The organism is Chryseobacterium lathyri, assembly GCF_019970085.1.
GTDB classification, from domain to species: Bacteria; Bacteroidota; Bacteroidia; order Flavobacteriales; family Weeksellaceae; genus Chryseobacterium; species Chryseobacterium lathyri.
The window spans coordinates 492209-515812 of record NZ_JAHXYG010000005.1 but is presented as its reverse complement, the minus strand read 5'-3'; the positions used below and the strand labels follow the sequence as shown (position 1 = coordinate 515812).

Annotated in this window: 27 protein-coding genes, 1 tRNA gene and 1 pseudogene; 16 read left to right on the top strand and 13 right to left on the bottom strand. The window is 35.9% G+C overall.

Going from position 1 to position 23604, the window contains the following annotated elements:
* The 11 genes and pseudogenes from LC418_RS18360 to LC418_RS18310 all read left to right on the top strand — a co-directional run.
* Positions 1 to 1889 (top strand): annotated as a pseudogene (locus LC418_RS18360) (hypothetical protein); the annotation flags it as partial.
* A 2-nt stretch (positions 1890 to 1891) separates the two neighbouring features.
* Complete coding sequence (locus tag LC418_RS18355; protein WP_223560198.1) at positions 1892 to 2308, top strand: hypothetical protein; 417 nt, start codon at positions 1892 to 1894, stop codon at positions 2306 to 2308.
* Positions 2309 to 2432: 124 nt separating this feature from the next.
* Positions 2433 to 3023, top strand: a complete 591-nt coding sequence (locus LC418_RS18350; protein WP_223560197.1) for a suppressor of fused domain protein — start codon at positions 2433 to 2435, stop codon at positions 3021 to 3023.
* A gap of 170 nt (positions 3024 to 3193) precedes the next feature.
* Entirely contained in the window at positions 3194 to 3427 is a 234-nt protein-coding gene (locus tag LC418_RS18345) for a hypothetical protein (protein ID WP_223560196.1), read from the top strand.
* Between the two features lie 26 nt (positions 3428 to 3453).
* Positions 3454 to 3909 (top strand): hypothetical protein, encoded by a 456-nt coding sequence (locus LC418_RS18340; RefSeq protein ID WP_223560195.1) that lies wholly within the window; start codon positions 3454 to 3456, stop codon positions 3907 to 3909.
* Between the two features lie 2 nt (positions 3910 to 3911).
* A complete protein-coding gene (locus LC418_RS18335; protein WP_223560194.1) occupies positions 3912 to 6149 on the top strand; it encodes a sialate O-acetylesterase in 2238 nt (745 codons plus the stop codon).
* Positions 6150 to 6320: 171 nt separating this feature from the next.
* Positions 6321 to 6866 (top strand): phage holin family protein, encoded by a 546-nt coding sequence (locus LC418_RS18330; RefSeq protein ID WP_223560193.1) that lies wholly within the window; start codon positions 6321 to 6323, stop codon positions 6864 to 6866.
* Positions 6832 to 7401, top strand: coding sequence for a hypothetical protein (locus LC418_RS18325; protein ID WP_223560192.1), 570 nt, complete (start codon positions 6832 to 6834; stop codon positions 7399 to 7401). The genes LC418_RS18330 and LC418_RS18325 overlap by 35 nt, the downstream gene beginning before the upstream one ends.
* Positions 7401 to 7841 (top strand): lysozyme, encoded by a 441-nt coding sequence (locus LC418_RS18320; RefSeq protein WP_223560191.1) that lies wholly within the window; start codon positions 7401 to 7403, stop codon positions 7839 to 7841. The genes LC418_RS18325 and LC418_RS18320 overlap by 1 nt, the downstream gene beginning before the upstream one ends.
* A gap of 140 nt (positions 7842 to 7981) precedes the next feature.
* Entirely contained in the window at positions 7982 to 8167 is a 186-nt protein-coding gene (locus LC418_RS18315) for a type II toxin-antitoxin system HicA family toxin (protein ID WP_223560190.1), read from the top strand.
* Between the two features lie 89 nt (positions 8168 to 8256).
* On the top strand, positions 8257 to 8661 hold the full coding sequence (locus LC418_RS18310) for a type II toxin-antitoxin system HicB family antitoxin (RefSeq protein WP_223560189.1): 405 nt from the start codon (positions 8257 to 8259) through the stop codon (positions 8659 to 8661).
* Between the two features lie 139 nt (positions 8662 to 8800).
* On the opposite strand, the gene LC418_RS18305 is transcribed toward LC418_RS18310, so the two are convergent.
* The 9 genes from LC418_RS18305 to thrA form a co-directional block, all read right to left on the bottom strand.
* Positions 8801 to 9505: an SGNH/GDSL hydrolase family protein gene (locus tag LC418_RS18305; protein ID WP_223560188.1), complete on the bottom strand. Its 705-nt coding sequence runs from the start codon at positions 9503 to 9505 to the stop codon at positions 8801 to 8803.
* A gap of 96 nt (positions 9506 to 9601) precedes the next feature.
* Positions 9602 to 10753: a tyrosine-type recombinase/integrase gene (locus LC418_RS18300; RefSeq protein WP_223560187.1), complete on the bottom strand. Its 1152-nt coding sequence runs from the start codon at positions 10751 to 10753 to the stop codon at positions 9602 to 9604.
* A gap of 94 nt (positions 10754 to 10847) precedes the next feature.
* A tRNA-Cys gene (locus LC418_RS18295) sits at positions 10848 to 10921 on the bottom strand.
* A 58-nt stretch (positions 10922 to 10979) separates the two neighbouring features.
* The gene (locus LC418_RS18290) at positions 10980 to 11468 is read right to left on the bottom strand and encodes an RDD family protein (protein ID WP_223560186.1); all 489 of its coding nucleotides are present in this window, start codon (positions 11466 to 11468) and stop codon (positions 10980 to 10982) included.
* 26 nt (positions 11469 to 11494) lie between these two features.
* Positions 11495 to 12859 (bottom strand): DUF4403 family protein, encoded by a 1365-nt coding sequence (locus LC418_RS18285; protein ID WP_111960465.1) that lies wholly within the window; start codon positions 12857 to 12859, stop codon positions 11495 to 11497.
* A 27-nt stretch (positions 12860 to 12886) separates the two neighbouring features.
* Positions 12887 to 13258 carry a dihydroneopterin aldolase gene (gene folB, locus LC418_RS18280; protein ID WP_223560185.1) on the bottom strand — a complete coding sequence of 124 codons (372 nt, stop codon included), beginning with the start codon at positions 13256 to 13258 and terminating at the stop codon, positions 12887 to 12889.
* Entirely contained in the window at positions 13239 to 14567 is a 1329-nt protein-coding gene (gene thrC / locus LC418_RS18275; protein ID WP_223560184.1) for a threonine synthase, read from the bottom strand. The genes folB and thrC overlap by 20 nt, the downstream gene beginning before the upstream one ends.
* A 10-nt stretch (positions 14568 to 14577) precedes the next feature.
* The gene (locus tag LC418_RS18270) at positions 14578 to 15519 is read right to left on the bottom strand and encodes a homoserine kinase (protein WP_223560183.1); all 942 of its coding nucleotides are present in this window, start codon (positions 15517 to 15519) and stop codon (positions 14578 to 14580) included.
* A gap of 10 nt (positions 15520 to 15529) precedes the next feature.
* Positions 15530 to 17980, bottom strand: coding sequence for a bifunctional aspartate kinase/homoserine dehydrogenase I (gene thrA / locus LC418_RS18265; protein WP_223560182.1), 2451 nt, complete (start codon positions 17978 to 17980; stop codon positions 15530 to 15532).
* A 113-nt stretch (positions 17981 to 18093) separates the two neighbouring features.
* Between thrA and LC418_RS18260 the strand changes: the two genes are divergently transcribed.
* The 4 genes from LC418_RS18260 (at position 18094) to LC418_RS18245 (ending at position 19479) form a co-directional block, all read left to right on the top strand.
* Positions 18094 to 18528, top strand: coding sequence for a bacteriocin-like protein (locus tag LC418_RS18260; RefSeq protein ID WP_223560181.1), 435 nt, complete (start codon positions 18094 to 18096; stop codon positions 18526 to 18528).
* A gap of 223 nt (positions 18529 to 18751) precedes the next feature.
* Positions 18752 to 18952, top strand: coding sequence for a hypothetical protein (locus tag LC418_RS18255; protein ID WP_223560180.1), 201 nt, complete (start codon positions 18752 to 18754; stop codon positions 18950 to 18952).
* Between the two features lie 80 nt (positions 18953 to 19032).
* Positions 19033 to 19203 carry a hypothetical protein gene (locus LC418_RS18250; protein WP_223560179.1) on the top strand — a complete coding sequence of 57 codons (171 nt, stop codon included), beginning with the start codon at positions 19033 to 19035 and terminating at the stop codon, positions 19201 to 19203.
* An 81-nt stretch (positions 19204 to 19284) separates the two neighbouring features.
* Entirely contained in the window at positions 19285 to 19479 is a 195-nt protein-coding gene (locus LC418_RS18245; protein WP_111960475.1) for a bacteriocin-like protein, read from the top strand.
* 65 nt (positions 19480 to 19544) lie between these two features.
* On the opposite strand, the gene LC418_RS18240 is transcribed toward LC418_RS18245, so the two are convergent.
* The 4 genes from LC418_RS18240 to LC418_RS18225 all read right to left on the bottom strand — a co-directional run bounded on the left by LC418_RS18240 (position 19545) and on the right by LC418_RS18225 (position 22392).
* On the bottom strand, positions 19545 to 19691 hold the full coding sequence (locus LC418_RS18240) for a bacteriocin-like protein (RefSeq protein WP_157963414.1): 147 nt from the start codon (positions 19689 to 19691) through the stop codon (positions 19545 to 19547).
* Positions 19692 to 19759: 68 nt separating this feature from the next.
* Positions 19760 to 20779, bottom strand: a complete 1020-nt coding sequence (gene nadA, locus LC418_RS18235; protein WP_223560178.1) for a quinolinate synthase NadA — start codon at positions 20777 to 20779, stop codon at positions 19760 to 19762.
* Between the two features lie 121 nt (positions 20780 to 20900).
* Positions 20901 to 21464: a guanylate kinase gene (gene gmk / locus LC418_RS18230; protein ID WP_111960479.1), complete on the bottom strand. Its 564-nt coding sequence runs from the start codon at positions 21462 to 21464 to the stop codon at positions 20901 to 20903.
* 70 nt (positions 21465 to 21534) lie between these two features.
* A complete protein-coding gene (locus LC418_RS18225; RefSeq protein WP_111960481.1) occupies positions 21535 to 22392 on the bottom strand; it encodes a YicC family protein in 858 nt (285 codons plus the stop codon).
* A gap of 98 nt (positions 22393 to 22490) precedes the next feature.
* Between LC418_RS18225 and miaA the strand changes: the two genes are divergently transcribed.
* Positions 22491 to 23438, top strand: a complete 948-nt coding sequence (gene miaA, locus LC418_RS18220; protein ID WP_262901822.1) for a tRNA (adenosine(37)-N6)-dimethylallyltransferase MiaA — start codon at positions 22491 to 22493, stop codon at positions 23436 to 23438.
* The last annotated feature ends 166 nt before the right edge of the window (positions 23439 to 23604 follow it).

Genomic DNA, 23604 nt, shown 5'->3' with positions numbered 1-23604 from the left:
CTACTGATGCAGAAGTTAAGGTAAAAGAAAGGTTTGTCTATGATAACCAGAACAGACTGCTGAAGCAATATCATCAGGTAGACACAAATACGGAGGAATTACTGGCTGAAAATACCTACAATGAAATTGGCCAACTTATTAATAAGAAGACCGGGAATACTTCTGGAACCCCGTTACAATCTATAGATTATGCCTACAACATCCGGGGCTGGGTTACCAAAGTGAATAACCCTGAGGATCTTGGTGGAAAATTATTTGCCTATGAGCTTAAATATGAAAATCCTGCTGATGATGCCTATGCTCCCAAAAAGTACAACGGTAATATTTCTGAGTTTGACTGGAGAACAGCCAATGGAAACTTTCTGAGAAGATATGCCTATACATACGATGCTTTAGAAAGACTAAAGGATGCTTCTTACCGTGAACCTACTGCTACAGCTCCGGTAAATGACGGGTATACCGAAAAACTCACTTATGACCTGAACGGAAATATCCAAACCTTAAAAAGATACCAGGCTCTCAACAACACCCCTATATTGATAGATGATCTGAAATACGAGGTGTATGAAGGGAACAGGCTGAAAAAGGTGGTTGACAACAATAGCAATCCATCAGGCTATCCATCGGGCGGAAATAGCATTGGTTATGATGTAAATGGCAATATGACCGATCATTTGGATAAAGGTATAACCGCTATCTCATATAATTTTTTAAATTTGCCTAAGGAGGTAAACTTTGCCCAGGATAATAATAAGCTTCAGTTTTTATACAGGGCAGACGGAAGCAAGCTAAAGAAAGCATATACGTATTTTGCTTCCAAAAGCGGGCTAACGCTGACAAAGAACACCGAATATCTTGACGGGTTCCAGTATGAGCAGGAAGGTGGAAGCATAACTCCATATCTTCAGTTTTTCCCGACGGCCGAAGGATATTATGATTTTCAGAAAAAGAGGTATGTATATAATTATGAAGACCATTTAGGGAACATCAGGCTGGCTTATTACAGAGGAAACAACAATGTAGCAGTAATAGACAGGGAAACCAATTATTATCAATTGGGAATGGAGTATGAAGGTTTTCAGGGGGCCAATACTCAGCTGCCAAGTTATACATATGGTTTCCAGGGGCAGGAAAAGCAAACGGAAACAGGATGGAGTTCTTTTAAATGGAGAAACAGCATACCAGAGCTGGGCAGGTTCTTTAATGTAGATCCTCTAAGTGAAAAATATGCTTATCAGTCTCATTATAATTTTGCTGAGAATAGAGTGACTGATGGTAGAGAGCTAGAAGGCTTGGAGTGGTCAGGAATACATTATAAGAATTTAGATGGAAGCGAAAATATTCAATACACAGTTGATTTCAAGGTTTTAAATAATAGTAAAATTATGACCCAAGATGATGTAAAAATAAGAACAGCTGAAATTGTTAAAACAGTGGAAAGCATTTACTCTGGGGTTGATAGTGAAGGTGTATCACTTAGTACAAAAGTAAATAATATTGAGTTTGTAAAAAGTGTTTCAGCAGGAGATTATTATGTAAATTTTGTAGATAAAATCGAGGGAGCAAGCAGTCCACTTACAATGGGTAAAGTAAATAATATTGGAAACTCACAATCGAATAGAATTCAAATTATGTCTATATTAGGTTCTGAAACCGGAGAGGTAGCCAGTCATGAATTTGGTCATACAGTAGGGTTAAGACATGATGTAGATCCTGCTAACCCTCCAAACATAAAACAAAGTATGAAACCTATTAACCTAATGACTTCTGATACTAATGGTAAAGCTTTGACAAGAGAACAATTGAATGAAATTAAAAAGAATGTGCCAATAACCACTAAAGTGGAAACTGAAAATAATCAATCTATATCACCATTTAACCAAGACTAAATATGAAAAAAGTTATTTTATTTTTAATCGTATCATTTTTTTGCCAATGTCAACAAAGGCATAATTATACTTTAAGCAAAGAAAATGCAAAACCTAATTTGACAGAATTACAAAAAAAGATAGATATAAAGGGAAATTTTATCAATGTCTTTTTTGAAAATAATTTTGATAATGAAAAAGTTTCTCTGCAATGTGATTCTAAAGAAGTATTTAATAAAAGTATAACAACAGACAACACTATCAATTTAGCAGATTATTACTTACAAAAATCGAATTGTGAAAAATTGACAGTTAACATTGGGGATCAGAAAATTCTTTTAAAAAAGAAAGATATTGAAAATTATAAATATCTCTATGTTAACAAAAAGAAGGATGCCATTAATTTGATTTTATCAAATACTCCACGTACATATTATTAATAAAGTTTAATAAAAGAATAATAGAATAAAAGCCGTCTCAATAATTAATATGGGACGGCATTTTAGTACGAAATAAGAACTATTAAATAAATCAAAATAAGTAATATTTAGTAAATAAAATTTTATGTACGAACAAGCTTCTGAAGAAAATAAAAAACTTTCAAATTATATAACAAATATTGTTGGTATTAATAAAGTTATTAACCGTTATTATGACGAAGACAAAAAGAATTTTATTGATATTTTCACATGTGATGATCCTCTTTATCCAAGAATAAAAATTTGTGGTACTATAGGTGTATCTGATTACCCCAATAAAATTGAAATGAATGACAATAGCTTTAAAGACATCTCAATAGAGCTTTTAATTGCCGGATATACAGAGTTCAGTATGCTGGCTAATATTCTCTCTACATCAGGGTTTTATATTATTAATAAGGGTTGGGAATGTCAACCAGGTACAGTGTTTATGAGAATAGTTGAAATGTACTGTGAAACTTCTGAGATGAAACACATTATGTTTGTATCACCCTTTTTATGGGATAAATTAGGACCATTGCAACTTGAAACGAAAACTGTACATTGGCTTTTATGCATTCCAATTTCTGATAAAGAACTCGAATACAAAATGGAAAATGGCACATCAGCATTAGAAGACATATTTCAGGAAAAAGATACTGATATATTTGATATTAACAGAAAATCAGCTATTTAATAACTAAATTCTCATAACAAAATCATAGACCAATACTTGATCTTGAAGAGTTTAATAGAGATTTGATGAAAGATTAGATAAGATTGAATAAATCGAATATTTAAATAATTTTAAGCCGTTTCAATTAAATTATGAAACGGCTTTTTATAAGTAATTAGACACAATTAATAATGATAAATTACAAAGAAATCATTATTGTATCAGACAATAAGTACATTAATACTAAAGGCTTGAATTCTTTTATCGAAAAAGAAATTAGGCTAGAAATTGGAAATTACGATCCAGCGGAATATGTGGAAGTAATTAAGTATATGATTGATTATATTGCCGATAGCAAGCCAATTATTTCCGAAAATCAAAATATTAGTTATTATTCAATGACGGAAGAAAATACATTCGTATAGCTACAAAACATACTTATGCTAAAAACATGTTTTCATATGGTAATCAGCAGTTCGACTGGATGATTACCAATTTACCAGGGTATTGTTTGGGACAATTCAGCATAGACGAGGAAGTAGATTCAGGGACAGCTGGGGATATTGAAACAACAGTTATTAATGATGCATGGCTTGAAGAGGGTGTCAGTTATCAATTCATGATTGAAGGTGATAATAATATTATGACATTCATTTCTGTTCACTCCGTTAATAATGATTTTTATGTGGATGGGACCAAAAGAACACGAAAAGAGAAAGCCGAAGTAGAAGATCTTTCTGCGGCAGTTACATTTAAGTTCACCAACCAGAAAGATGAAAATGGATTCAATATATTATTGAATGAAGATGATATATTCAGTGATGTGATGAAGTATGCGTTATCCAATGACGCAAAAACTTTGATATATGCAATTGATAATGAAACGGGAATTGAAGTAAAAAAATAATTATGCCTGATATACCTTTTATAAAATTAGAACCTATAAGCAATGTTCCAGAAACATCAGATTCTTTTGATTCCTGGATTGTAGTTGATAAAGGAGATGGAGAACTAGGAAGAATGCCAGTTGAGCTGTTTTATCAAATCATTGGTAATATCGCAAAACCAATTTCGCCAGCAGATCCAGCACCAACCGTGGAAGGGTGGTATAAACCTCAAACGAGTAGCGATGATCCTGGAACGAATTACCCAAATGCAGGAAATTTAAAAGCGCGAAAGGGATATGATACTTTATTTTGGTATGATGGAGCGAATTGGCGAAAAACAGAGGTGGAATTACCAGGTGTTGAAGTTGCCTCTATATTCGACCCGCTTAACGGTGAAGATGCGCAGGGGGCTAAGCAGATAACTGATTGGTTATATGGGTCCGAGACAACTGAATTCGGAAGCACAACGGCTTTAACAAGAGCCGATATGAATACTTTTGGGTCTTCTAATTCTGTAGTGGTATATTGGTTGACAAGCTACACTGTGCCCTATGCCAATTGTATCCTTTCAGAATTTCAAATGAATGTTGTCAATCCTGCTGATATATATATTAAAAGATATAAAAAATCAGGAACCGGGCCTAATTTTACCCTAACATTCCAAGATGAGAAAATATACACACTTTCCGCTGGATTAAATACAATCAATATATTAACAACGCCTGACAAAGGTGGAAATATTAACAATTCATGGAAATGGAATTCTGATGATGTAATTGCATTATTTTGCACTGGTGGACTAAAATACTCAACCAACGCTTCTCCTTTTAATGGATTGTATGGTTATGCAACAGTTCTAGGAAATACTTCTGCAAACTTTACTATTTCACAACTTACTTTTGCAGCAGGAGGAATATTAATGAGCTTGAAATTTATAGAACTTATAAGTGTAGCTGGAGATGGTCAAGTGGTTCCAGAAATAAAAGTTGAAAATGAAGAGCTTATACCTAATGTAAAAGCGGTAATGGATTACATTGGCAATTCAGGAATAAAAAAACTTACTGATATAATACTAGTGCCTTCATTCGGTCAAAGTTTAGCTGGAGGAACTGACGGAGGGACATCTACATTTCCCAGTACCACAGCAGTCCCGGAAGCTTTTAATATTAATGGTGCCAACCACATCGTACAGGACATGAACGGAGGTTATGTTGAAACGTTCATCGAAATGGCTAAACAAAATAATTATGCTCTTCCTACAGGCTTTATGTTTATGACAAGTGTTTCATTCCTTGGAGGTACATGTATAACGGACTTATCCAAAGGGACTACAACATACAATTCGTTATTGTCACAAGTTCAAACCGCAAAAAACACAGCTGCTTCATTAGGGAAAACATTTTCAGTCCCGGCATTTTGCTGGACGCAGGGGGAAGAAGACTACCGCGCTGGAGATAATGCCGGTGATTATGGATCTGGAAAGTATATTCCAACAGAATATGCGTCCAAATTAATTAAATTAATAGATGATCTAAACACGGATATAAAGGCTATTACCGGTCAGAAAAATGATGTTAAATGCATCATGTATCAAGTGGCCAGTCATAACCCATATACCCGATATCCGCGTATAGCGATCGAACAATTAAATGCTGCTATAAAGGATAAGCGCATTTTTTTGGCAAAAACGATGTACGATGTAGAGTACAATGCGGCTGATAATGTTCATGCTCCCAACAAGACATATCGAAATATGGGCAATCACTACGGAATCGCACTTTTTGATGCTATAGTTAAAAACGAACATCGTTTGCCTATTTATCCTGTGAAAAATACACGTGTAGGGAATTCAATGTATATTCAGTTCCACGTCCCGGTGAAGCCCCTTATGTTTGACGACGTTTGGGTTACTCCTCAGACGGACGGAAATAAAGGTTTTAATCTGGTTAATGTTAATAATGAATATTCGACCACGGCTACTATAGCATCGTCCGCTACCATGATAACTGCTGTAAATATTGTAAGTGCCGATACGGTGAAAATTGATTTTTCAGGACCGCCTGCTGCTGGAACCCGACTGACTTATGGTGTTAATGGTTCCGGTTGGAATATAATTAACGGAAGCAGAACCGGAACAAGAAAATCAGGAAGAACTGAAGGAGCCCGAGGAAATTTAAGAGATAGTCAGACATTTTTTAATCCCGTGATGAATTATTTTAACTTATATAACTGGGGACCAATTTTTGAGATTATTCTTTAGTCCAATAAGAATCATCTGACAGCCCACTTACGGCTTCACCTTGAATGAATATTTCTTTTTTACGACAATTTAAACATTGTCTTTGTCGGTGGGAATAATAGATCCACTTATGGAATCCAAAAAAGCATAATAATTTCACGGGTAAGAGAATTTTAAGCAAATGTAATAAAAATGATAAAAGAATTCATAATAAAAAACCTTCTTTCAATTCATTCTGGTGGATTGGGTGGAAAGATCTGGGCCTCGCTTCAGCTTGCTGCAGTTCCAGCTGTCGGATTTACCATTTCGGAAAGATTGTCCGGGTGGTATATAGAGTCCTATGTGTTCATTTGGATGTTGGGATTTGCTTTAATAGCGGACTTAATTATCGGCATCTGGAAGCACATGAAAAGCGGGTCATTTTCACCCAAAATGATGATCATGGGCTTTTGTCAAAAAATAGGGCTTGTAATTCTTGTATACTTTTTAACAGAAGCTTTTATTCAAATTATTGCTGATGCAGATCTTGATAGTGTATACTTTAAAGTAGCAACTAAGCTGATGATCTTTATTTATCCTGCTGGGAATGCTCTAGTAAATGTTGGAATTATAACCAACGGTAAATTCCCACCTTTAGGATTTTTGACCAAGTTTGAAAAGTTCAATAAAACTTTAGACGTAAACGTATTTAAACAAAAACAAGATGAAAAAGATATTGATTCTAATACTCCTGAGTAGTCTTATTTTAGGCTGTAGGACAAAACAGAAGTCTTCCTTTTATAGTAAAGAAGGACGAACGGAAATAGAACGGGTGAAATTTGATTCTGTTAAGGAAAGGGATTCAAAGGAATCGACTAAGAAAATATCTGATAATAGTCTGACCCAAAAGAAAGATGAGTTCACCGGAGACATTATAATAAAAGGGAAAAGCGATACATTAAACCCTTTGATTTTTCATAATATAGTTTCAGGTGATACCCTTCAAAGTATATTGATCAAAGGAAAGGCCGATTATTATATTGCTAATCATTACAAGAAATCAAAAGAGGACAAGAAGGAAACATCCAGTGATGAAAAATTAAACGTGATACAGCAAACGGCCAGGGATATGGTTTCAAAAGAGACGATCAAGGACGTTGTTTCAAAAGTGGAACAGGGAACAAAGAAGATTAAATCAACCGGGTTTCAGGCAGGATTATGGGTTGTTTTGGCAGTATTTGGAATAGTTGCTATTGTCGTTTTTGGAATCTATAAATACTTAAAAAGAAAATAATGAAAACATCAAAAAAAGGAATAGACTTAATATTGTCATTTGAAGGCTTTAGTTCTAAGCCGTATTTGGACGCTGCAGGAATACCAACAATAGGGTATGGAAATACTTATTATCCAGGCGGACAAAAAGTAACAATGAAAGATGTTGCAATTACAAAAGAAAAGGGTGCCGAGATCTTTACTGCGGTACTGCCAACATACGAGAAGATTGTGAGTAGCAAAACTAAAGTAGCATTGACTCAAAACCAATTTGATGCACTGGTTTCTCATACTTATAATACCGGCGGATCGGAAACATTATTTTCGCTCATCAATAAAAAAGCTTCAGACCAGGCAATTCGAAACTGGTTCATTACGAAATATATTACATCAGGTGGAAAGGTTTTGAATGGGCTGATCCGGAGAAGAAAAGCGGAAGCTGATTTGTATTTTTCTAACTAAAAAAAATGAGATGTTTTTCGAGCCCTACCTTTTCGGTGGGGATTCTTTCATGAAAAAAGTAACAAAAATGTTTCAAAATATTTGCAAGTAACAAAAATGTTACATATATTTGTATTGTCAACAGCGCTTAAGTAAATGTTATGAAGGTAAATGAGGTCGTTCGTGTCATCTCAGATGACGGTTGGTTTCTTCATAGACATGGTGCGAATCATGATGTGTATAAACACACTACGAAGAAAGGTTTCGTTATAGTTCCTCGCCATGGTGCAAAGGAATTAAAGAAAAAAACGGAACTATCCATTTTAAAGTCTGCAGGGTTGAAATAAACCCTGCGATTTTAATAACATAAAAAAGCAAGACAAAACTTATGTTCTTTAAAAATCATGTCAAATAATATAAAAATTCAAAATCCCTTATGGAAATCAAACTAGTGTTAGAAAAATCAGGTACCGGGTACAGTGCTTATTCTAACGATTTGCCCGGAGCGGTAACAGCGGGAGATTCCTTTGAAGAAATTAAAGAAAATTTCAAAGAGGTTATCGAGTTGTTAGCAGAAGCCTTAGAAGAAGATGGAGAAGTAACTAAAGCAGATGAAATAAAGAAGGCTTCCGTATCTTATTATCTGGATTTAGAAACATTTTTCGAGTATTTTTCACTGTTCAATAAAAGTGAGTTAGCAAAGTATATCGGAATCAATTCAAGCCTTTTAAGAAGATTGTCAACAAATAATGAAATTAAATTATCAGAAAAAAAAGCCTTGCAGATTAAAAATGGATTACATAAATTAGCAGGCGAATTACAGCATATTAACTTTGCATAACATTCAATCAAAAAGCGACACGACAAATCAGAGGCTATCTAAATGATAGTCTCTTTTTTTTGTATAACTTTTTATTGCGTCAATTACTAAAAGGTGTTAGGCTTTGATCTAACACCTTTTCCTTATTATTTGGTTATAATTATAAAGAACCAACTTTAGGATTAGTTATTATAATATTGTGATTTAGTACATCATTAATTTTTAGATACCCTTCATTATTAGGATGTAAACCGTCAACAGTGTATTTAAATAAATTACCTTCATCAATTCCACTTTCTAAGAACATGTCAATTACTTTTACATTTTTTTCATGTCCCAAATTAATAATTTCTTCTCGATAATCTGTAAGTTTTAAACCTACCTTATTAGTACTAAAGGATGTGTATCCATCATTATTTCTCTTTAAAGGTGTAATCAGATAGATTTCTGTTTTATTATTTTGAGACTTTATTTTGTCTATTAATTGAGAATAACAGTATCTAAATGAGTTCAGTGTATCTTTTGAAATAATTGGCCGATTTAATTTAAAATCATTTGTACCCACAAAAATGGTTACAATATCAGCATCACTAAAGTTTTTGTCTTTTACTTCTTGATAAATAGATTTTTCATTACCAGATAATGAAAAACCGCTATATCCTTCATTCTTAACAGTAATGGAATATGGCTTATTTTCTGTAAACAACGTTTGGTAGCCAATTATTTTATTCCCTTTTTCGCTTCCAGATAAAAATTTTTCGCCATCACGTGCTGTAATACTATCACCTATGGTTACCCATACAATATCTGATTTACTACAAGAATGTAGAAGAATTAATATTAAAATGTAAATAATATTTCTCATTGATAATATTTTCACAAATATATGAAATCTCAATTAAGTGATAAATAAGGGAAACCGTAATTAACAATTAATACTCGTCAAGATTAATGTTTTGGGCTACATTCCTATTTTAAGATGCTTCTGTTTCTCCAATAATTGTTCTTTATAATCAACAGCATAAATACGGGTTGTCTTTTGATTTGTATGCCCTAACGCCTTCTGTGCCTCTTCAAGTCCATAACTTGTTGTAATGTCATTTGCGAATGTATGCCTCAAAGATCCCATATCAGCAGCTATATCTAGTTTACCCTTAACCCATCTACGATATTTGTTAGAAAGCGACCACTCTGTACAAGGCTGGATGCCGGGAATTAGGTCATTGCAAAATAAATAAACATCATCTTTTTCGGCCTCTGATAAAACTTCTTTCCATAGTTTGGAAACGTGAATGTTAATAGGTTTAATTACTTCATGGTACCGTTTTCCTTTTCTTTCAAAAATTATAAAATACTGTTTATCAAAATGTACGTCTGACAGTTTTATGTTACGAAATTCTGTAATTCTTGTTTGTGAGCAATAATACATTGTAAGGATTCGCCATAATTTATAATTGATCAATTTTAGCTCCATAAACTTTTCTTTATCATCTTTTCGGAAAATGGTTCTTATTTTAGGAGTATGAGGCCTCTTCTTTATAAAATGTAAAAAGTTATGCTCAAAAATATCAAGGTCTACAAAATAGTTGAATAATATGCCAAGGTATGTTTTCACTTTATTGTATCTGTCATTAGAATACCCTTTCGTCAACAGATAGTCAAGAATAATTCTAACATCTTTTTTCTTGATCTCTGCAATAGGCTTAGTAGATATGCCAATATTCATAGAAGCTTCAGACACTAATTTAATTGTGTCTTTAATAGATTTGATCGTTGATTTTACAAGCTTTGTTTTTTCGAAGGCAATATTCAGAGCTTCGATAAAAGGCGTGAATTCGGTTACAAATTCAGTTTGAATTTCAAAATCTCTTGTGATAGGATTAAATCCCTTCCTTAAGTTCTCTTGCTCGATGCTTATAAGGTGTTTAGTAATGAATTGTTTTTCTTCAAGACTTTTTGCCCTATTCATTCCTTTTATCCGAACGGGATACCCCTGTGGATATTCAGGACAAAAGAACTTGTACTGAATCTCCCAAGTCTTCTTTAAATTAGATTTTACATTTTTATCCCAAGATACAGGATAAACCTTGATTTGTGTGTGATGCGTTTTCATTTTACACTGTTTTTTACACGGTTAAACAAAATAACGCATTAGAGAATTTTAGAAAAATCTCTGCAAACCTGTTGTGGATGTAGGTTTGCAGAGCTGGAGGTACCTAGCGGATTCGAACCGCTGTAGATGGTGTTGCAGACCACTGCCTAGCCGCTCGGCCAAAGTACCATTTTTACCATTTTTGAGGTGTGCAAATATAGCAAAAAAAATTGATGAACAAAAATTTTTAAATCATTTCTTTCGCTCCAATGCTGTTGATATCGCTTTTCAGCTGTCTTTCAGCTTCATAATCTTTTATGTTCACCACACGTGTGCTGCTCCAATTATCATGAAAGCCATTTTCACCCAAAAATGATAGTTGGTCAACCAATATAATTCCTCTTATAATATTTCTTACAAAATAATTTCCGATAGAAGGTTTTTCCCCATCAATCATAATTACTTTGGTTCCTGTAATCAGTTTTCCCAGGCTTCTTCCGCCGGTTATGGCTTCCATGAAGAAAGAAAATAATATATAGGAAATAATGCCCAGCAATCTTTGGGCAATATCGCTGGTATTGGCAATCCATTCTCTGAAAGCCGGACTGATAGGCATCAGCATCATAAGAATGATAAAAAAAACAATATAAAAAGCAACAAGGTCAATTAGATAATTAGCAAACCTTGCTCCTTTGGATGCCCGGTGTCTATCTACAATTTGTAAATATTTTCTCATGGTTAATTTTTGTTTTTTTTATTAATTTAAATTCCGTTAAGTATTAGTTTTAAAGTGGCATTCGTTTCAATGACTGCAGTGATGCCGGATTGGTTGACCAGGACACTGCCGGGTTTCAGGTTGAAAACCCTTCCGTTCATTTTTAAGCCTTTATAATATTCTTTGTTAAATGCCTCTTCTATACTTTTCTTTGAGGCGAGTTCCAGTTCCTGTGTTGGAATTCCGTATTCCTCTTCGATCATCTTTACAATTTTCCCTTTGAAAAGCAGGGTAGCGGTTTTCTGCAGAATATTGGCTGTCCTTAAATTAAATTTTGTATTGGAGAGAACAATTTTCTTTTTCGTTTCGTCATATACAGGGATCCCGGAAATAATGGCTTTTCCATTTACGTAGCCTTCTGTTTCAGCTTCAATGATCACTCTTCCTTCAGCACCATAAACCCGGATATCTTTGATCTTTACCTTTGAGCCTCGGACATCATATTCCTTGTTCATGAACATATTTCTGGCAATATTGGTAGCTTCAGAAAAAGGAACATTAGCTGTGGTCTGCAAGAGGAATTTATCTGCCAGAACAGGAACGACATTAAAGTTCCCGGCTGATTTTACCGTTGGTGATGCAGCAGGTTTGCTTCCTGTAAACGTTTCCGAGTAAATATCCATTCCTATATTCGTAGTGATCTCATTCCCATAGAATTTCAGTGGGGTGATATTCACGCCTACCGGGCTTATTTTCAGCCACGTATTATATTCCTCCGAAATATTAAAAGGCTGCGAGAAAACATTCCATGCCATTACTGCATACTGTTGGAAATTCAGCTGCGTAGCCATCTGCTGATCAATAGTCTTGGCAAATTTCCCCTGTTGTTCCTTCAGGCTTTTTTCTACCAGTGAAGTGATAGGAATCTGTATTCTGCCATAATCCAGGACAGGCTTTGTCACCCATCTGAAACCGTTGGGCTGCGTATTGGTAGAAATTGTCCAGTTGTTATTAAAATTAATCGTGGTATTGAAGGACATAACTGTTTCAAAAGTCGTATTCTGATACGAATAAACTCCCAGGGTACCAATCCCTTTTTCGGCCCATATTTTTAAAGGAACTTCTATCAGAAGGTTTTGGCTTGTTCCGCCCACAAGACGGATAGGCCGGGTTTTCCATACTTTGACCTTAAACTGATCGTTATTGTTATCTGTATAAGAATCATCCTGAAATACCAGCTCTTTTACCGAAGCATTAATCATATTGCTGATTTCAGAAAGCGGAATGGTTACCGGCATAGTAATGCTGGATTTTATTTTCGGGAAATTGTAAACAGCGGATTGATTATCAACAGCAGTCTGGCCAAAAACCATGGCGAAACTTAATAAAAATAATAATTTGATGGATTTCAATTCAGTATGTTTTTTGTGTAGATAAAATTAAAAATCATCAGGTTTGAAGCTTCTTTCCACTTCAATACTTGCGCCTTTCATTTCGCCCTGCATCGGTGGTGAAGTTTTTGTAATCTTCAGTTTAATGTAGGAAATCTGGGGGAAACTTTCATGAATCTTCAGGATAATTCTTCCTGCCACATGCTCCAGTAATTTGGATTTAATGGCCATTTCCTGATGAATGATCCCGTTGATGTCAGCATAGCTTATCGTATCATTCAGGTCATCTGTTTCCGCAGCTTTCCAAAGATTCGTGTGCAGTTCTGCATTTAAAATATAATAGGTCCCGATGATATTTTCTTCGGGAAGCACGCCGTGGTAGGCATATATTTTTACATCTTCAAGAAAGATCTTGCTCATTGTCCTGATTTTTATTCAGCAAAAATCGTTTTAATTCTTCAAAATCTGCATTTATTTCTATAGTTTTTTTCTCCTTTTTCATGAGATCATTCAGTGCTTCGGGGATATCAATGGTGATATGGGCTGCTTTTTCTACTGCTTCAGGGAATTTTACAGGATGTGCAGTTCCCAATATCAACCCTTTCTTGCCGGGATTTTCATTCAGGTACTGTTCCATAGCAGCAAATGCAACTGCACTGTGAGGATCGAGGATGTATCCATATTTTTCATATACCTCTTTAATGGTATGAAGTGTGGATTCATCATCTACTGAATATCCCGAAATTACATTCTTGAGATGATCAAACTGATGTCCGAAAAGTTCCAGAATTCTGGTGAAATTACTTGGATCTCCAACATCCATGGCATTGGATAAGGTGGCTACAGCTTTTTTAGGATGATACTGATGACTTTTCAGATAATCAGGAACTACATCATTTTTGTTGCATGCAGCAATAAAATGCTCTGCAGGAAGCCCCCGGAAGTAGGCAAGAAGTCCAGCACAGATATTTCCGAAATTTCCACTCGGAACACCAATGACCGGATCCTGATTTTCGTGCTGTTTCCATTGTTTTAAAGCTAATAAATAATAAATCTGCTGAGGAAGCCATCTTGCAACATTAATAGAATTAGCTGAGGTTAAAAACAATTCTGAGTTAATACTTTCATCTGAAAAAGCTTGCTTGACAAGATTCTGACAGTCATCAAAATTTCCGTTGACTTCCAGTGCCGAAATATTTCTTCCCAGTGCCGTAAGCTGTTTTTCTTGAACAGCACTCACCCTGTTTTTGGGGTAAAGAATAACCACATTGATTCCCGGGACATTATAAAATCCATGGGCAACAGCTCCGCCCGTATCACCGGAAGTGGCCACAAGAACTGTTACTTTTTTATCCTGATCTTTTAGAAAATATGACAGGCAACGGCTCATAAACCTTGCTCCCACATCTTTAAATGCTAACGTTGGTCCATGGAAAAGCTCCAGAATAGATATACGCTCACTGATCTTTTTTAAAGGAATCTCAAAGCTGATGGTTTCTGTAGTAATTTTCTTTAATATTTCCGAGGGAATTTCGTCCCCGATAAAATCTTTCATGCATCTGAACGCAATTTCTTCATTGGAATACAGATGCAAATTTTGAATAAACTCTTCATTAAACTGAGGAATTTTTTCGGGAAAAAACAATCCTTTTTGACTGCCCTGGCTTTTTATAGCAGCTGTTTTGAAATTAGCGGTTTCCTGCTTATCTTTTAAATTATAATAATTCATTGTCTTTAATTTATTGGTTATCATCATGATCTTCTTCAACAATCTCAATTCCTGAAGGATTTATTTTTGAGACATACACAAAACTCTCAATTTTAATTTCATCGTAAATAGATTTCATCAGCAGGGCAATCTTTTCTGCCGTTTCTTTTTTCTCTGCCAGCATAAAAATTGAAGGTCCTGAACCTGAAATTCCGCCTCCAAGTGCACCGGCCTCCAAACTTCTTGTTTTAATCTCATCAAATTTCGGAATTAGGATGCTCCTGACAGGTTCTATAATCACATCATTCAGACTTCGTCCGATGAGCGGAATATCGTTTTTGAGGATTCCTGTCACGAGTCCTGCTATATTTCCCCACTGTTCTACAGCATCTTTCAGAAGAATATTTTTCTTTAAAATCTGCCGTGCATCAGAAGTTTTTACTTCAACCTGCGGATGTACTGCTGCCACAAACAGGTTGGGGGTACTCAACGGAATAATATCAATAGGAGAGGAGGATTTCACCAATGTGATACCTCCATAAATGCACGGGGCAATATTGTCTGCATGGCGTACTCCGGAAGCAAGCTCTTCACCGAACATAGCGAAGTGAACCATTTCTTCACGGGATAAAATATTTCCTAATAAGGCATTGGCCCCAAAAGCGGCTCCGGCGGCACTTGCCGCACTGGAGCCGAGCCCGCTGCCCGGCTTTATATGTTTACGGATTGTGACTTCAAAACCTTTTGTGAGCTTCAGATGCTCCATGATGTTTTGGAGAACAACGCCCGCTACATTCTTTGACGGATCTTCCGGAAGTCCGAAATGATCCTTATGCCTGATAATGATTTCAGGACTGTCCAGTAATTTCAATTCCATTTCGTCATAAGGCTCATGGATAGCCATACCCAGGATATCAAATCCGCAAACGAGATTGGCAATGGTAGCCGGAACTTTTATTTTTATCTTTTTCATATTATTTATTTTAAACTGATCGGATAATATCTGCAAAAACACCGCTGGCAGTTACTTCAGCCCCTGCACCGGCGCCTTTTACAACAAGAGGCTGCTCGGAGTATCTTAAAGTTTTGAAAATGACAATATTGTCTTTGCCATACAGATGGTACAGATCACTGTCCGGAGCAACATGCTGAAGGGCAACCTTAGCTTTGCCATCTTTAAATTCAGCGGTATATTTCAATATTTTGCCATTTTTCTGAGCCTCACTGACTAAATTTTTAAAATGACTTTCATATTCAGTAAGCTTCTTATAGAAGTTTTCTACACTTCCATGAAGGCATTCTTCAGGCAGGAAGCTTTCATTTTCTATATCTTCAAACTGAAGGGGGTATCCGGCTTCTCTGGCAAGAATTAAGATTTTTCGGGCTACATCAGTTCCAGTCAGATCCAGCCGTGGGTCCGGTTCAGTAAAACCTTCTTTCTGTGCCTGGGCAACAACTTCTGAAAAGGTTCTGCTTCCGTCATAATTGTTAAAAACGAAATTCAAGGTTCCGCTTAATACAGCCTGGATTGACGTGATTTTATCGCCGCTTTTCATAAGATCATTAATGGTTCCGATAACGGGAAGCCCGGCTCCTACATTGGTTTCAAAGTAGAATTTGCAGTTGTGATTCCGGGCAGTACTTTTTAAGTTTTTATACACTTCAAAATCTGAAGAGGCTGCAATTTTATTACAGGCCACAATATTGATGCTTCTTTTTAATAAATTGTCATAGATTTCCGGTACTGAGGAGCTGGCTGTTACATCAACAAATACTGAATTCCTAAGGTTTCGGGAAATGATCTCCTCTGCAAAGCCATGGATAGATGCTTCGGCACCTTTTTCACTCCAATTGCTGTATTCGCTTTCAGAAATTCCCTGATCAGAAAAAAACATTTTCCGGCTGTTGGAAATGCCTGCAATTCTTAGATTAATTAAATTGTTTTCCCTAAGATATTCATTTTGTTCAAAGATCTGCTCTACCAGTTTTGATCCTACATTTCCGACTCCACACAGATAAAGGTGTACCTGCTTAATTTCAGATTCAAAAAATTCTTCATGAAGAACGTTAACTGCTTTTTTAATATCCTTTTCTGAAATAACGATACTGATATTCCTTTCCGAGGATCCCTGTGCAATAGCTCTGATATTAATCCCGTTGTTCCCCAGGCATCCGAACATTTTAGCGCTGATTCCACTTCTGTTTTTCATGTTTTCTCCTACCAGAGCCACAATTGAAAGTCCGGTTTCTATTTTTACAGGAGTCACTCTCTGAAGTTTTATGTCATCTTCAAAAGAGGAGTTCACAACATTTTCTGCATGAAACACATCTTTTTCATTGACAGCAATGGTAATAGAATGTTCCGAAGAACCCTGGGTAATAAGAATAACATTAATCTTTTCAAGGCTGAGACATTGGAAAAGTTTTGCTGAAGTTCCGGGAATTCCTACCATTCCACTGCCTTCCAGCGTAAGAAGGGCAATATGGCTCATATTGGAAACTCCTGCAGCGATCTGTTGCTTTTCAACAGCCGGTTTGCTTAATTTATGGGAAACTAGTGTTCCACGTGCCTCCGGATCAAAAGTATTTTTAATCTTAAGATCAATATTTTTTGCCATAACAGGTTGTATGGATGGCGGATATAGAACCTTGGCCCCAAAATGGGAAAGTTCCATGGCTTCATGATAAGAAATCTCAGGAATGGGTTTAGCATTGGAAGCCAATCTTGGGTCTGCAGTCATCATCCCGTTTACATCGCTCCAGATCTGAAGTTCTTCAGCAGAAACTGCCGCCGCAATAATGGCTGCTGTATAATCGGAGCCGCCTCTGCCTAATGTGGTGGCATTTCCGCTCTGATCTCTAGCTATAAAGCCGGGTGCAACGATAATCTGATTTTTATGCTCAGCTGCAAAATTCTTTACATTTTCTTCAGTGATCTCAAAATCTACCTTCGCATTGGTAAAACTGCCGTCTGTTCTGATCTGGTCAGCCGAATTCATCCATATACAGTCCAATCCCTCATACTGAAGCCTGGCTGCAATAAGGTTTGAGGACAGAAACTCTCCATATGAAGTAATCCTGTCCCGGATTTTATCTGTAAACTCACCTAATACAAATATTCCGCTGTAGATATCTTCCATATCATTAAAATGCTTTTTAACAAAGCTTAGCCATGAGCTCTGGGATAAAACAGGAACCAGTTCTTTAACAAGTTCCAAATGCCTTTCTTCCAGATTTTTAATGATGGGAATATATTTTTCATTTTTAAGAGAAGCGTATTCAGCTGCTTTTATCAGGGTATCAGTAACACTGTGAAGGGCTGAAACTACAACAATTACTCTGCTTTGTAAAGATTCTTTTTTAATAATATTTTCTGCCAGAAGAATATTTCCGGTATTGGCGACAGATGTACCGCCGAATTTTAAGACTTTCATCCAATTAATATTTAAGGTTAGGTAAAACGAAATGTTTACTCTTTAAAAAAAGAGTACGGGTGCAGGAAATAATATGTGAAAATGTACCCCGCTAAGGGGTAGTTGTTGTAGTTGTGAATGTAGAAACAGAAGATAGCCCCGAAACAGGTGATTCCGGTACAAAAATATCTGATATGTTTCTTAGAATGTTCATTCTTTACCAAACAAATGTACAAATTATTCGGAGATATCAAAGTTTTTTGCCAAACAATTCTGTTTTTAATTCATTTTTAAGAGATATATGTTACTTTGAAATTTTATTTTTTCCTTTAAAAGAGATATATTTAAATTCTGAAACAAAACAAATTACTATGAAAAATTTAAAGAAAATGTCTCGAGAGAAATTGGGAAAGATTAACGGAGCAGTATCTAATTGTAGCGGATGCCCTACTGGAGGATTTGGTCCTGGCGGGCCTTCTGGAGGATATGATTACTCATGTGAGGATTATAACGTTCTTCCAAGCCGATGCAAAAGCTGTGTTTTTGTTAGTTCAGAATGTTTCCAATAACCGGGAGTGAAAAAAGAGTTGTAGGACTGTCTGTGAAGGCAGTCCTTTTTTATTGTACAGAAATCTTCCAAATTGTATCACTTATTCAATATTCAGCTACACCTGCTAATTCTGGTTTGGCTTTGATGTTTTTGAGGTTCATCTTTGTTAAGCATATCAACAGCATGTGAAAAATTCAGTCATAATAGAACTGTAAATAGTTATTAACAATAAAAAAAGTATTATGAGAAAATTATCGAAACAACAGTTGAAAAAAGTAAATGGTGCAGCGTGTCCTGGAGGCTGTCCTTATCCTGCAGGAACTACTTTTGGGCCCCCGGGATCCGGAGCAACACGCAGCTGTCAGCAGTATGCTGCTTTAACGGATTGCTGTAAAGGACAATATCTTGTGATGATGAGCTGTATAGGTCCGGTGGTCAATTAAAGCTTTATTCTTCATGTTGTGATGTTTTTTCACAAATGATGTTTATAGTATTATATTTATGAAACAAAATTAAAATTAATATGAAAAATTTAAAAAAACTTTCAAGAGAAGGAAAGAGTAAAATCAGCGGTGGATTTACCGACTTTCAAATTGAAACATGTGGCGGGGCTGCATATGTATGTTTTCGCGGTGGTGGCGCATGGGGCTGCTGGAGAACTCCGGGAGGTACGTGCTATGCTCCGATGGTGTAATTAATTTAGAGTCTCTTTTTATTAGTACATTTTCATAGATGAGGTTTAAAATGCTATATTTAGAAACCAAAACAAATCTATATGAAAAATCTTAAAAAGTTAGGCAGAGAAAATCTGAAATCGATTAACGGAGGAAATACCTGTTTTGAGTACTGCCCTCCGGGACCTTATGGAGTAGGTCCGGATTATCCAAAATCATGTGAAGATTTTAATGCTTTGCCTGAATGTTGCAAATTAAGGGTAAAAGTAGATTATTTCTGCTTCGGACCCATTTAAAAAGTAAAGCACTGTTATAAAACAGTGCTTCTTAATTTACTAAAGTTGATTAACTCATCAACTTTTTAAGAAGTGGCTAAACATTTTGGAGGACTACCACATACTCCCGGAATACATACTTCATCGGGTTTACAATAAGTGGCACATTCTGTTGATGTTCCGCCATTAATGCTTTTTAGACATTCTTTGTCTAATTTTTTTAAATTTTTCATATGTAAAGATTTTGGTTTGAATCTTAAATATATAAAAAAAATAAGCACTGTGAAACAGTGCTTTATTATTATTTTATACTTTTTGAAAGATCCAGCATGGCCTCGATTGGCTTGATAGCCTTTAAACGAAGCTCTTCGTCAATAAGGATTTCCGGGAGCTCGTATTTCATACACAGATACAATTTTTCCATGGTATTACGTTTCATATAGAAACATTCCGAACAGTTGCAGCTTTCATCAAAAACCAGCGCTGGAATCAGTTCCTTATGCGGGGCACGTTTTTTCATTTCGTGAAGAATTCCTTCCTCAGTCGCGATAATAAATTTCTGGCAATCGTCTTGCTCTACAAAATTCAGCAGGGCAGAAGTAGAACCTATAAAGTGAGCCAATTTTAAAACGGCTTCCTCGCTTTCAGGATGTGCAATTAACTTTGCATCAGGATTGTCTGCCATCTGCTGGGCAATTCTTTCCATAGAAAATGCTTCGTGTACGATGCAGCTTCCGTCCCAAAGAATCATATCACGACCGGTTTTTTTAGATAAATATCTTCCTAAATTTTTATCCGGAGCAAAAATGATCGGTCTGTCTTTTGGAAGGGCTTCAATCACAGTTTCCGCATTTGAGCTGGTTACGATGATATCACTTTCTGCTTTAGTTTCTGCGTTGCAGTTAATATACGTAGCGATCAGAGCATTAGGATGCTGTTCACGCATTTTTCTCAATCCTTCTCCAGAACATCCGTCTGCCAGAGAGCATCCGGCCATGGTGTCAGGAAGAACTACTTTTTTAGTCGGGTTCAGAATTTTAGCGGCTTCAGCCATGAAATGTACTCCACAGAATACGATCATATCTGCATTGGTGTCTTTGGCCTGTCTTGCCAGCTGCAGAGAATCTCCCAGGAAATCAGCAATATCCTGAATTTCTCCCGGCTGGTAATAATGGGCAAGGATCACCGCATTTTTTTCTTCCTTAAGTTTCAGAATAGCTTTCACCAGTTCTTCTCCTTGAGGGATTGCTATGTCTTTTATATCCAGAAATCCTCTTACAGGAATCGCAGATTTAGCTTTTTCTAATGTTTCGGTACTCATATCCACCTTAATGTTTTTTGATTCTGGAAGTTAGAAGCTAGAAATTAGAAGTTAGAATGTTGTAGTTTGAATTGTAATTACTCTTTCAAACTTCCATGATTCGACTTCCATCATCCATCTCTTAATTCCCAATAAAATTTTTTATTAAACTTTCTATTTCTTTTTTTGCTACATCAAGATCGGTATTAATAACGATCCTGTCAAACTCTTTCGCAAAGGTCATTTCTTCTTCTGCCTTTGCTACACGTGTTTTGATGGTTTCTGCATCGTCCGTATTTCTGGAGATCAATCTTCGTTCCAATTCTTCTATGGAAGGCGGTTCAATGAAAATGGACAGGGCTTGCTCTCCAAAATATTTTTTTAAGGAAATTCCCCCTTTTACATCTACATCAAAAATAACTACTTTTCCCTGATTCCAGATTTTTTCCACTTCAGATTTTAAAGTACCGTAATATTTGTCAGTATATACTTCTTCATATTCTACAAAAGCATCTTCCGCTATTTTCTGTCTGAATTCATCAGGACTCAAAAAATGATAATCCACTGCATGGATCTCACTTCCCCTCGGCTGTCTTGTGGTACATGAGATGGAGAACGCCAGTTCAGGAAACGTTTCCAGAGAATGCTTTACTAATGTAGTTTTTCCGCTCCCCGATGGTGCTGAAAATATGATTACTTTATTCATTTAGATTAGAGATTTTTAGATTAGAGATATGAGAATAAACTCTTTGATCTCTTGTCTATAGGTCTATGGTCTACAATACGTTTAACGTCTGTTCTTTTATTTTTTCCAGATCATCTTTCATCATGACCACTAGCTTCTGGATCTCTGCATGATTGGCCTTTGAACCTAAAGTATTGATCTCTCTTCCGATTTCCTGGGAAATAAAGCCCAGTTTTTTTCCGTTGAAATCTTCGTTATCCATTACTTCTTTGTAGTATTTCAAATGCTGAGTCAGCCTTACTTTCTCTTCTGCAATATCAAGTTTCTCCGTGAAGTAAGCCATTTCCTGGTAGAAACGTGTTTCGTCTACATTCTCGAATTCTTTTAAAGATTTCTGATAACGCTCTTTTACAGCAATGATTCTTTCTTCTTCATAAGGAACTACTTCAGAAAGATATTTATCAATATTCTGGATGTTTCTTTCGAGTTCTTCATGTAAAATAGATCCTTCTGTCTTTCTGAATTCCATAAAACGGTCTACAGCTGCATGAACGATCTTTGCCAAAGCCTCCCATTCACCGTCTGTAAGTTCATCAGGCCTTGAAGTAATGGCATCAGGAAGTCTTACTGCCATTTTCAGATATTCAAAGTCTGGACCGTCAGAAGCGATGGTACGAAGCTCATTCATATAAGAGTCAATTAAACTCCTGTTGATCTTTACGTCATTCGTCTCTTCAAGGTTCTCCAAATTAATGTAGCAATCTACCTTTCCACGGATAATTCTGTCATTAAGGATTTTTCTGATCTCAAATTCTTTCTCTTTATAACGTAAAGGGACTTTAATATTCAAATCAAAGCTTTTGCTGTTCAGAGATTTAATATCTATTGAAATCTTTTTTCCTTCAAAAACACCTTCGGCTCTGCCGAATCCGGTCATTGATAAAATCATAGTTTTTTATTGTTGTACAAAGATAAACATTTAAATTAGCACTGTGAAATCGCAGTGATTTGGAAACCACAATTAATGATGAAGATTTAAGATTCCATATGACTTTTAATAAACAAATAGATAAACTACATATAAAAAACTTGATTTCAGTTGTAGGACCCACTGGAATAGGCAAAACGAGGCTGGCAATTGATCTGGCCAGGCATTTTAATACGGAAATTATTTCCTGCGATTCCCGCCAGTTTTTTAAAGAGATGAAAATAGGGACAGCATCGCCTTCGGAAGAAGAACTGGCGGAAGCACCTCATCATTTTATCGGGAATCTTTCGGTTCAGGAGTACTATTCTATCGGGCAGTATGAGGAAGACGCTTTAAAAAAAATCAATGAACTTTTTGTCAATCATGACACCGTTATTTTGGTCGGCGGAAGTATGATGTATGAAAAAGCAGTTATTGAAGGTTTGAATGACTTACCTGAAGCTGATGAAAACAATCAGAAAAAATTACAGGAAATCCTTGATACCGAAGGAATCGAAAAGCTTCAGGAAATATTAAAAAAACTTGATCCCGAGTATTTTGAAGTGGTGGATTTTCACAATCACAGAAGACTTTTACGGGCTATTGACGTAATTTGGCAGACGGATAAAAAATATTCTGAACAGATTGCTGTTTCCCAGGATTCCAGAGACTTTAATGTGATCCGTATCGGAATTGAAGCTCCAAGAGAGGATTTGTATGACAGGATCAACAGGAGAGTAGATATCATGATGGAAAAAGGACTTTTGGCGGAAGCGGAAAGTTTAGAGAAGTTTAAAGATCTTACTGCTTTGAAAACTGTTGGATATGCAGAATTATTCAAATATTTTGACGGAGAATGGGATCTGGATTTTGCTGTTTCCGAGATCAAAAAAAACAGCCGCAGATATGCAAAACGTCAGCTGACATGGTACAGAAAAGCAGATGATATTCACTATCTGTCATTAGGATATTCGCAAAAAGACTTTGAAGAGCTGCTTCAATGGATCTCCGGGCAGTTCCAAAAATAAATTTTCGGTATATTTTTAAACCATTAAGGATTGGTTAAGTTTTTAAGAATATTAAGTTTAGCTTCGCTTTAAGTGATGAGAATTTAAAAATTTCATGTGATTTCTTCTTAGATAAATTTAATTTTTTTCAATGATCTTAATGGTTCAAATTGATGATCTACAAAGG

What these genes read in the sequence shown, in the direction of transcription:
- LC418_RS18270 (WP_223560183.1), bottom strand. Translation starts at nt 15,519, where the DNA reads ATGAAAAAGATAAAAATAAAAGTTCCGGCTACCATTGCCAATCTCGTT.
- LC418_RS18340 (WP_223560195.1), top strand. Translation starts at nt 3,454, where the DNA reads ATGTTTTCATATGGTAATCAGCAGTTCGACTGGATGATTACCAATTTA.
- LC418_RS18345 (WP_223560196.1), top strand. Translation starts at nt 3,194, where the DNA reads ATGATAAATTACAAAGAAATCATTATTGTATCAGACAATAAGTACATT.
- nadA (WP_223560178.1), bottom strand. Translation starts at nt 20,779, where the DNA reads ATGAGTACCGAAACATTAGAAAAAGCTAAATCTGCGATTCCTGTAAGA.
- LC418_RS18320 (WP_223560191.1), top strand. Translation starts at nt 7,401, where the DNA reads ATGAAAACATCAAAAAAAGGAATAGACTTAATATTGTCATTTGAAGGC.
- LC418_RS18315 (WP_223560190.1), top strand. Translation starts at nt 7,982, where the DNA reads ATGAAGGTAAATGAGGTCGTTCGTGTCATCTCAGATGACGGTTGGTTT.
- LC418_RS18290 (WP_223560186.1), bottom strand. Translation starts at nt 11,468, where the DNA reads ATGAGAAAATATTTACAAATTGTAGATAGACACCGGGCATCCAAAGGA.
- thrC (WP_223560184.1), bottom strand. Translation starts at nt 14,567, where the DNA reads ATGAATTATTATAATTTAAAAGATAAGCAGGAAACCGCTAATTTCAAA.
- LC418_RS18330 (WP_223560193.1), top strand. Translation starts at nt 6,321, where the DNA reads ATGATAAAAGAATTCATAATAAAAAACCTTCTTTCAATTCATTCTGGT.
- LC418_RS18305 (WP_223560188.1), bottom strand. Translation starts at nt 9,505, where the DNA reads ATGAGAAATATTATTTACATTTTAATATTAATTCTTCTACATTCTTGT.
- LC418_RS18250 (WP_223560179.1), top strand. Translation starts at nt 19,033, where the DNA reads ATGAAAAATTTAAAAAAACTTTCAAGAGAAGGAAAGAGTAAAATCAGC.
- gmk (WP_111960479.1), bottom strand. Translation starts at nt 21,464, where the DNA reads ATGAATAAAGTAATCATATTTTCAGCACCATCGGGGAGCGGAAAAACT.
- LC418_RS18325 (WP_223560192.1), top strand. Translation starts at nt 6,832, where the DNA reads ATGAAAAAGATATTGATTCTAATACTCCTGAGTAGTCTTATTTTAGGC.
- LC418_RS18245 (WP_111960475.1), top strand. Translation starts at nt 19,285, where the DNA reads ATGAAAAATCTTAAAAAGTTAGGCAGAGAAAATCTGAAATCGATTAAC.
- LC418_RS18350 (WP_223560197.1), top strand. Translation starts at nt 2,433, where the DNA reads ATGTACGAACAAGCTTCTGAAGAAAATAAAAAACTTTCAAATTATATA.
- LC418_RS18355 (WP_223560198.1), top strand. Translation starts at nt 1,892, where the DNA reads ATGAAAAAAGTTATTTTATTTTTAATCGTATCATTTTTTTGCCAATGT.
- folB (WP_223560185.1), bottom strand. Translation starts at nt 13,258, where the DNA reads ATGAGCAAGATCTTTCTTGAAGATGTAAAAATATATGCCTACCACGGC.
- LC418_RS18255 (WP_223560180.1), top strand. Translation starts at nt 18,752, where the DNA reads ATGAGAAAATTATCGAAACAACAGTTGAAAAAAGTAAATGGTGCAGCG.
- LC418_RS18300 (WP_223560187.1), bottom strand. Translation starts at nt 10,753, where the DNA reads ATGAAAACGCATCACACACAAATCAAGGTTTATCCTGTATCTTGGGAT.
- LC418_RS18335 (WP_223560194.1), top strand. Translation starts at nt 3,912, where the DNA reads ATGCCTGATATACCTTTTATAAAATTAGAACCTATAAGCAATGTTCCA.
- miaA (WP_262901822.1), top strand. Translation starts at nt 22,491, where the DNA reads ATGACTTTTAATAAACAAATAGATAAACTACATATAAAAAACTTGATT.
- LC418_RS18225 (WP_111960481.1), bottom strand. Translation starts at nt 22,392, where the DNA reads ATGATTTTATCAATGACCGGATTCGGCAGAGCCGAAGGTGTTTTTGAA.
- LC418_RS18240 (WP_157963414.1), bottom strand. Translation starts at nt 19,691, where the DNA reads ATGAAAAATTTAAAAAAATTAGACAAAGAATGTCTAAAAAGCATTAAT.
- LC418_RS18310 (WP_223560189.1), top strand. Translation starts at nt 8,257, where the DNA reads ATGGAAATCAAACTAGTGTTAGAAAAATCAGGTACCGGGTACAGTGCT.
- thrA (WP_223560182.1), bottom strand. Translation starts at nt 17,980, where the DNA reads ATGAAAGTCTTAAAATTCGGCGGTACATCTGTCGCCAATACCGGAAAT.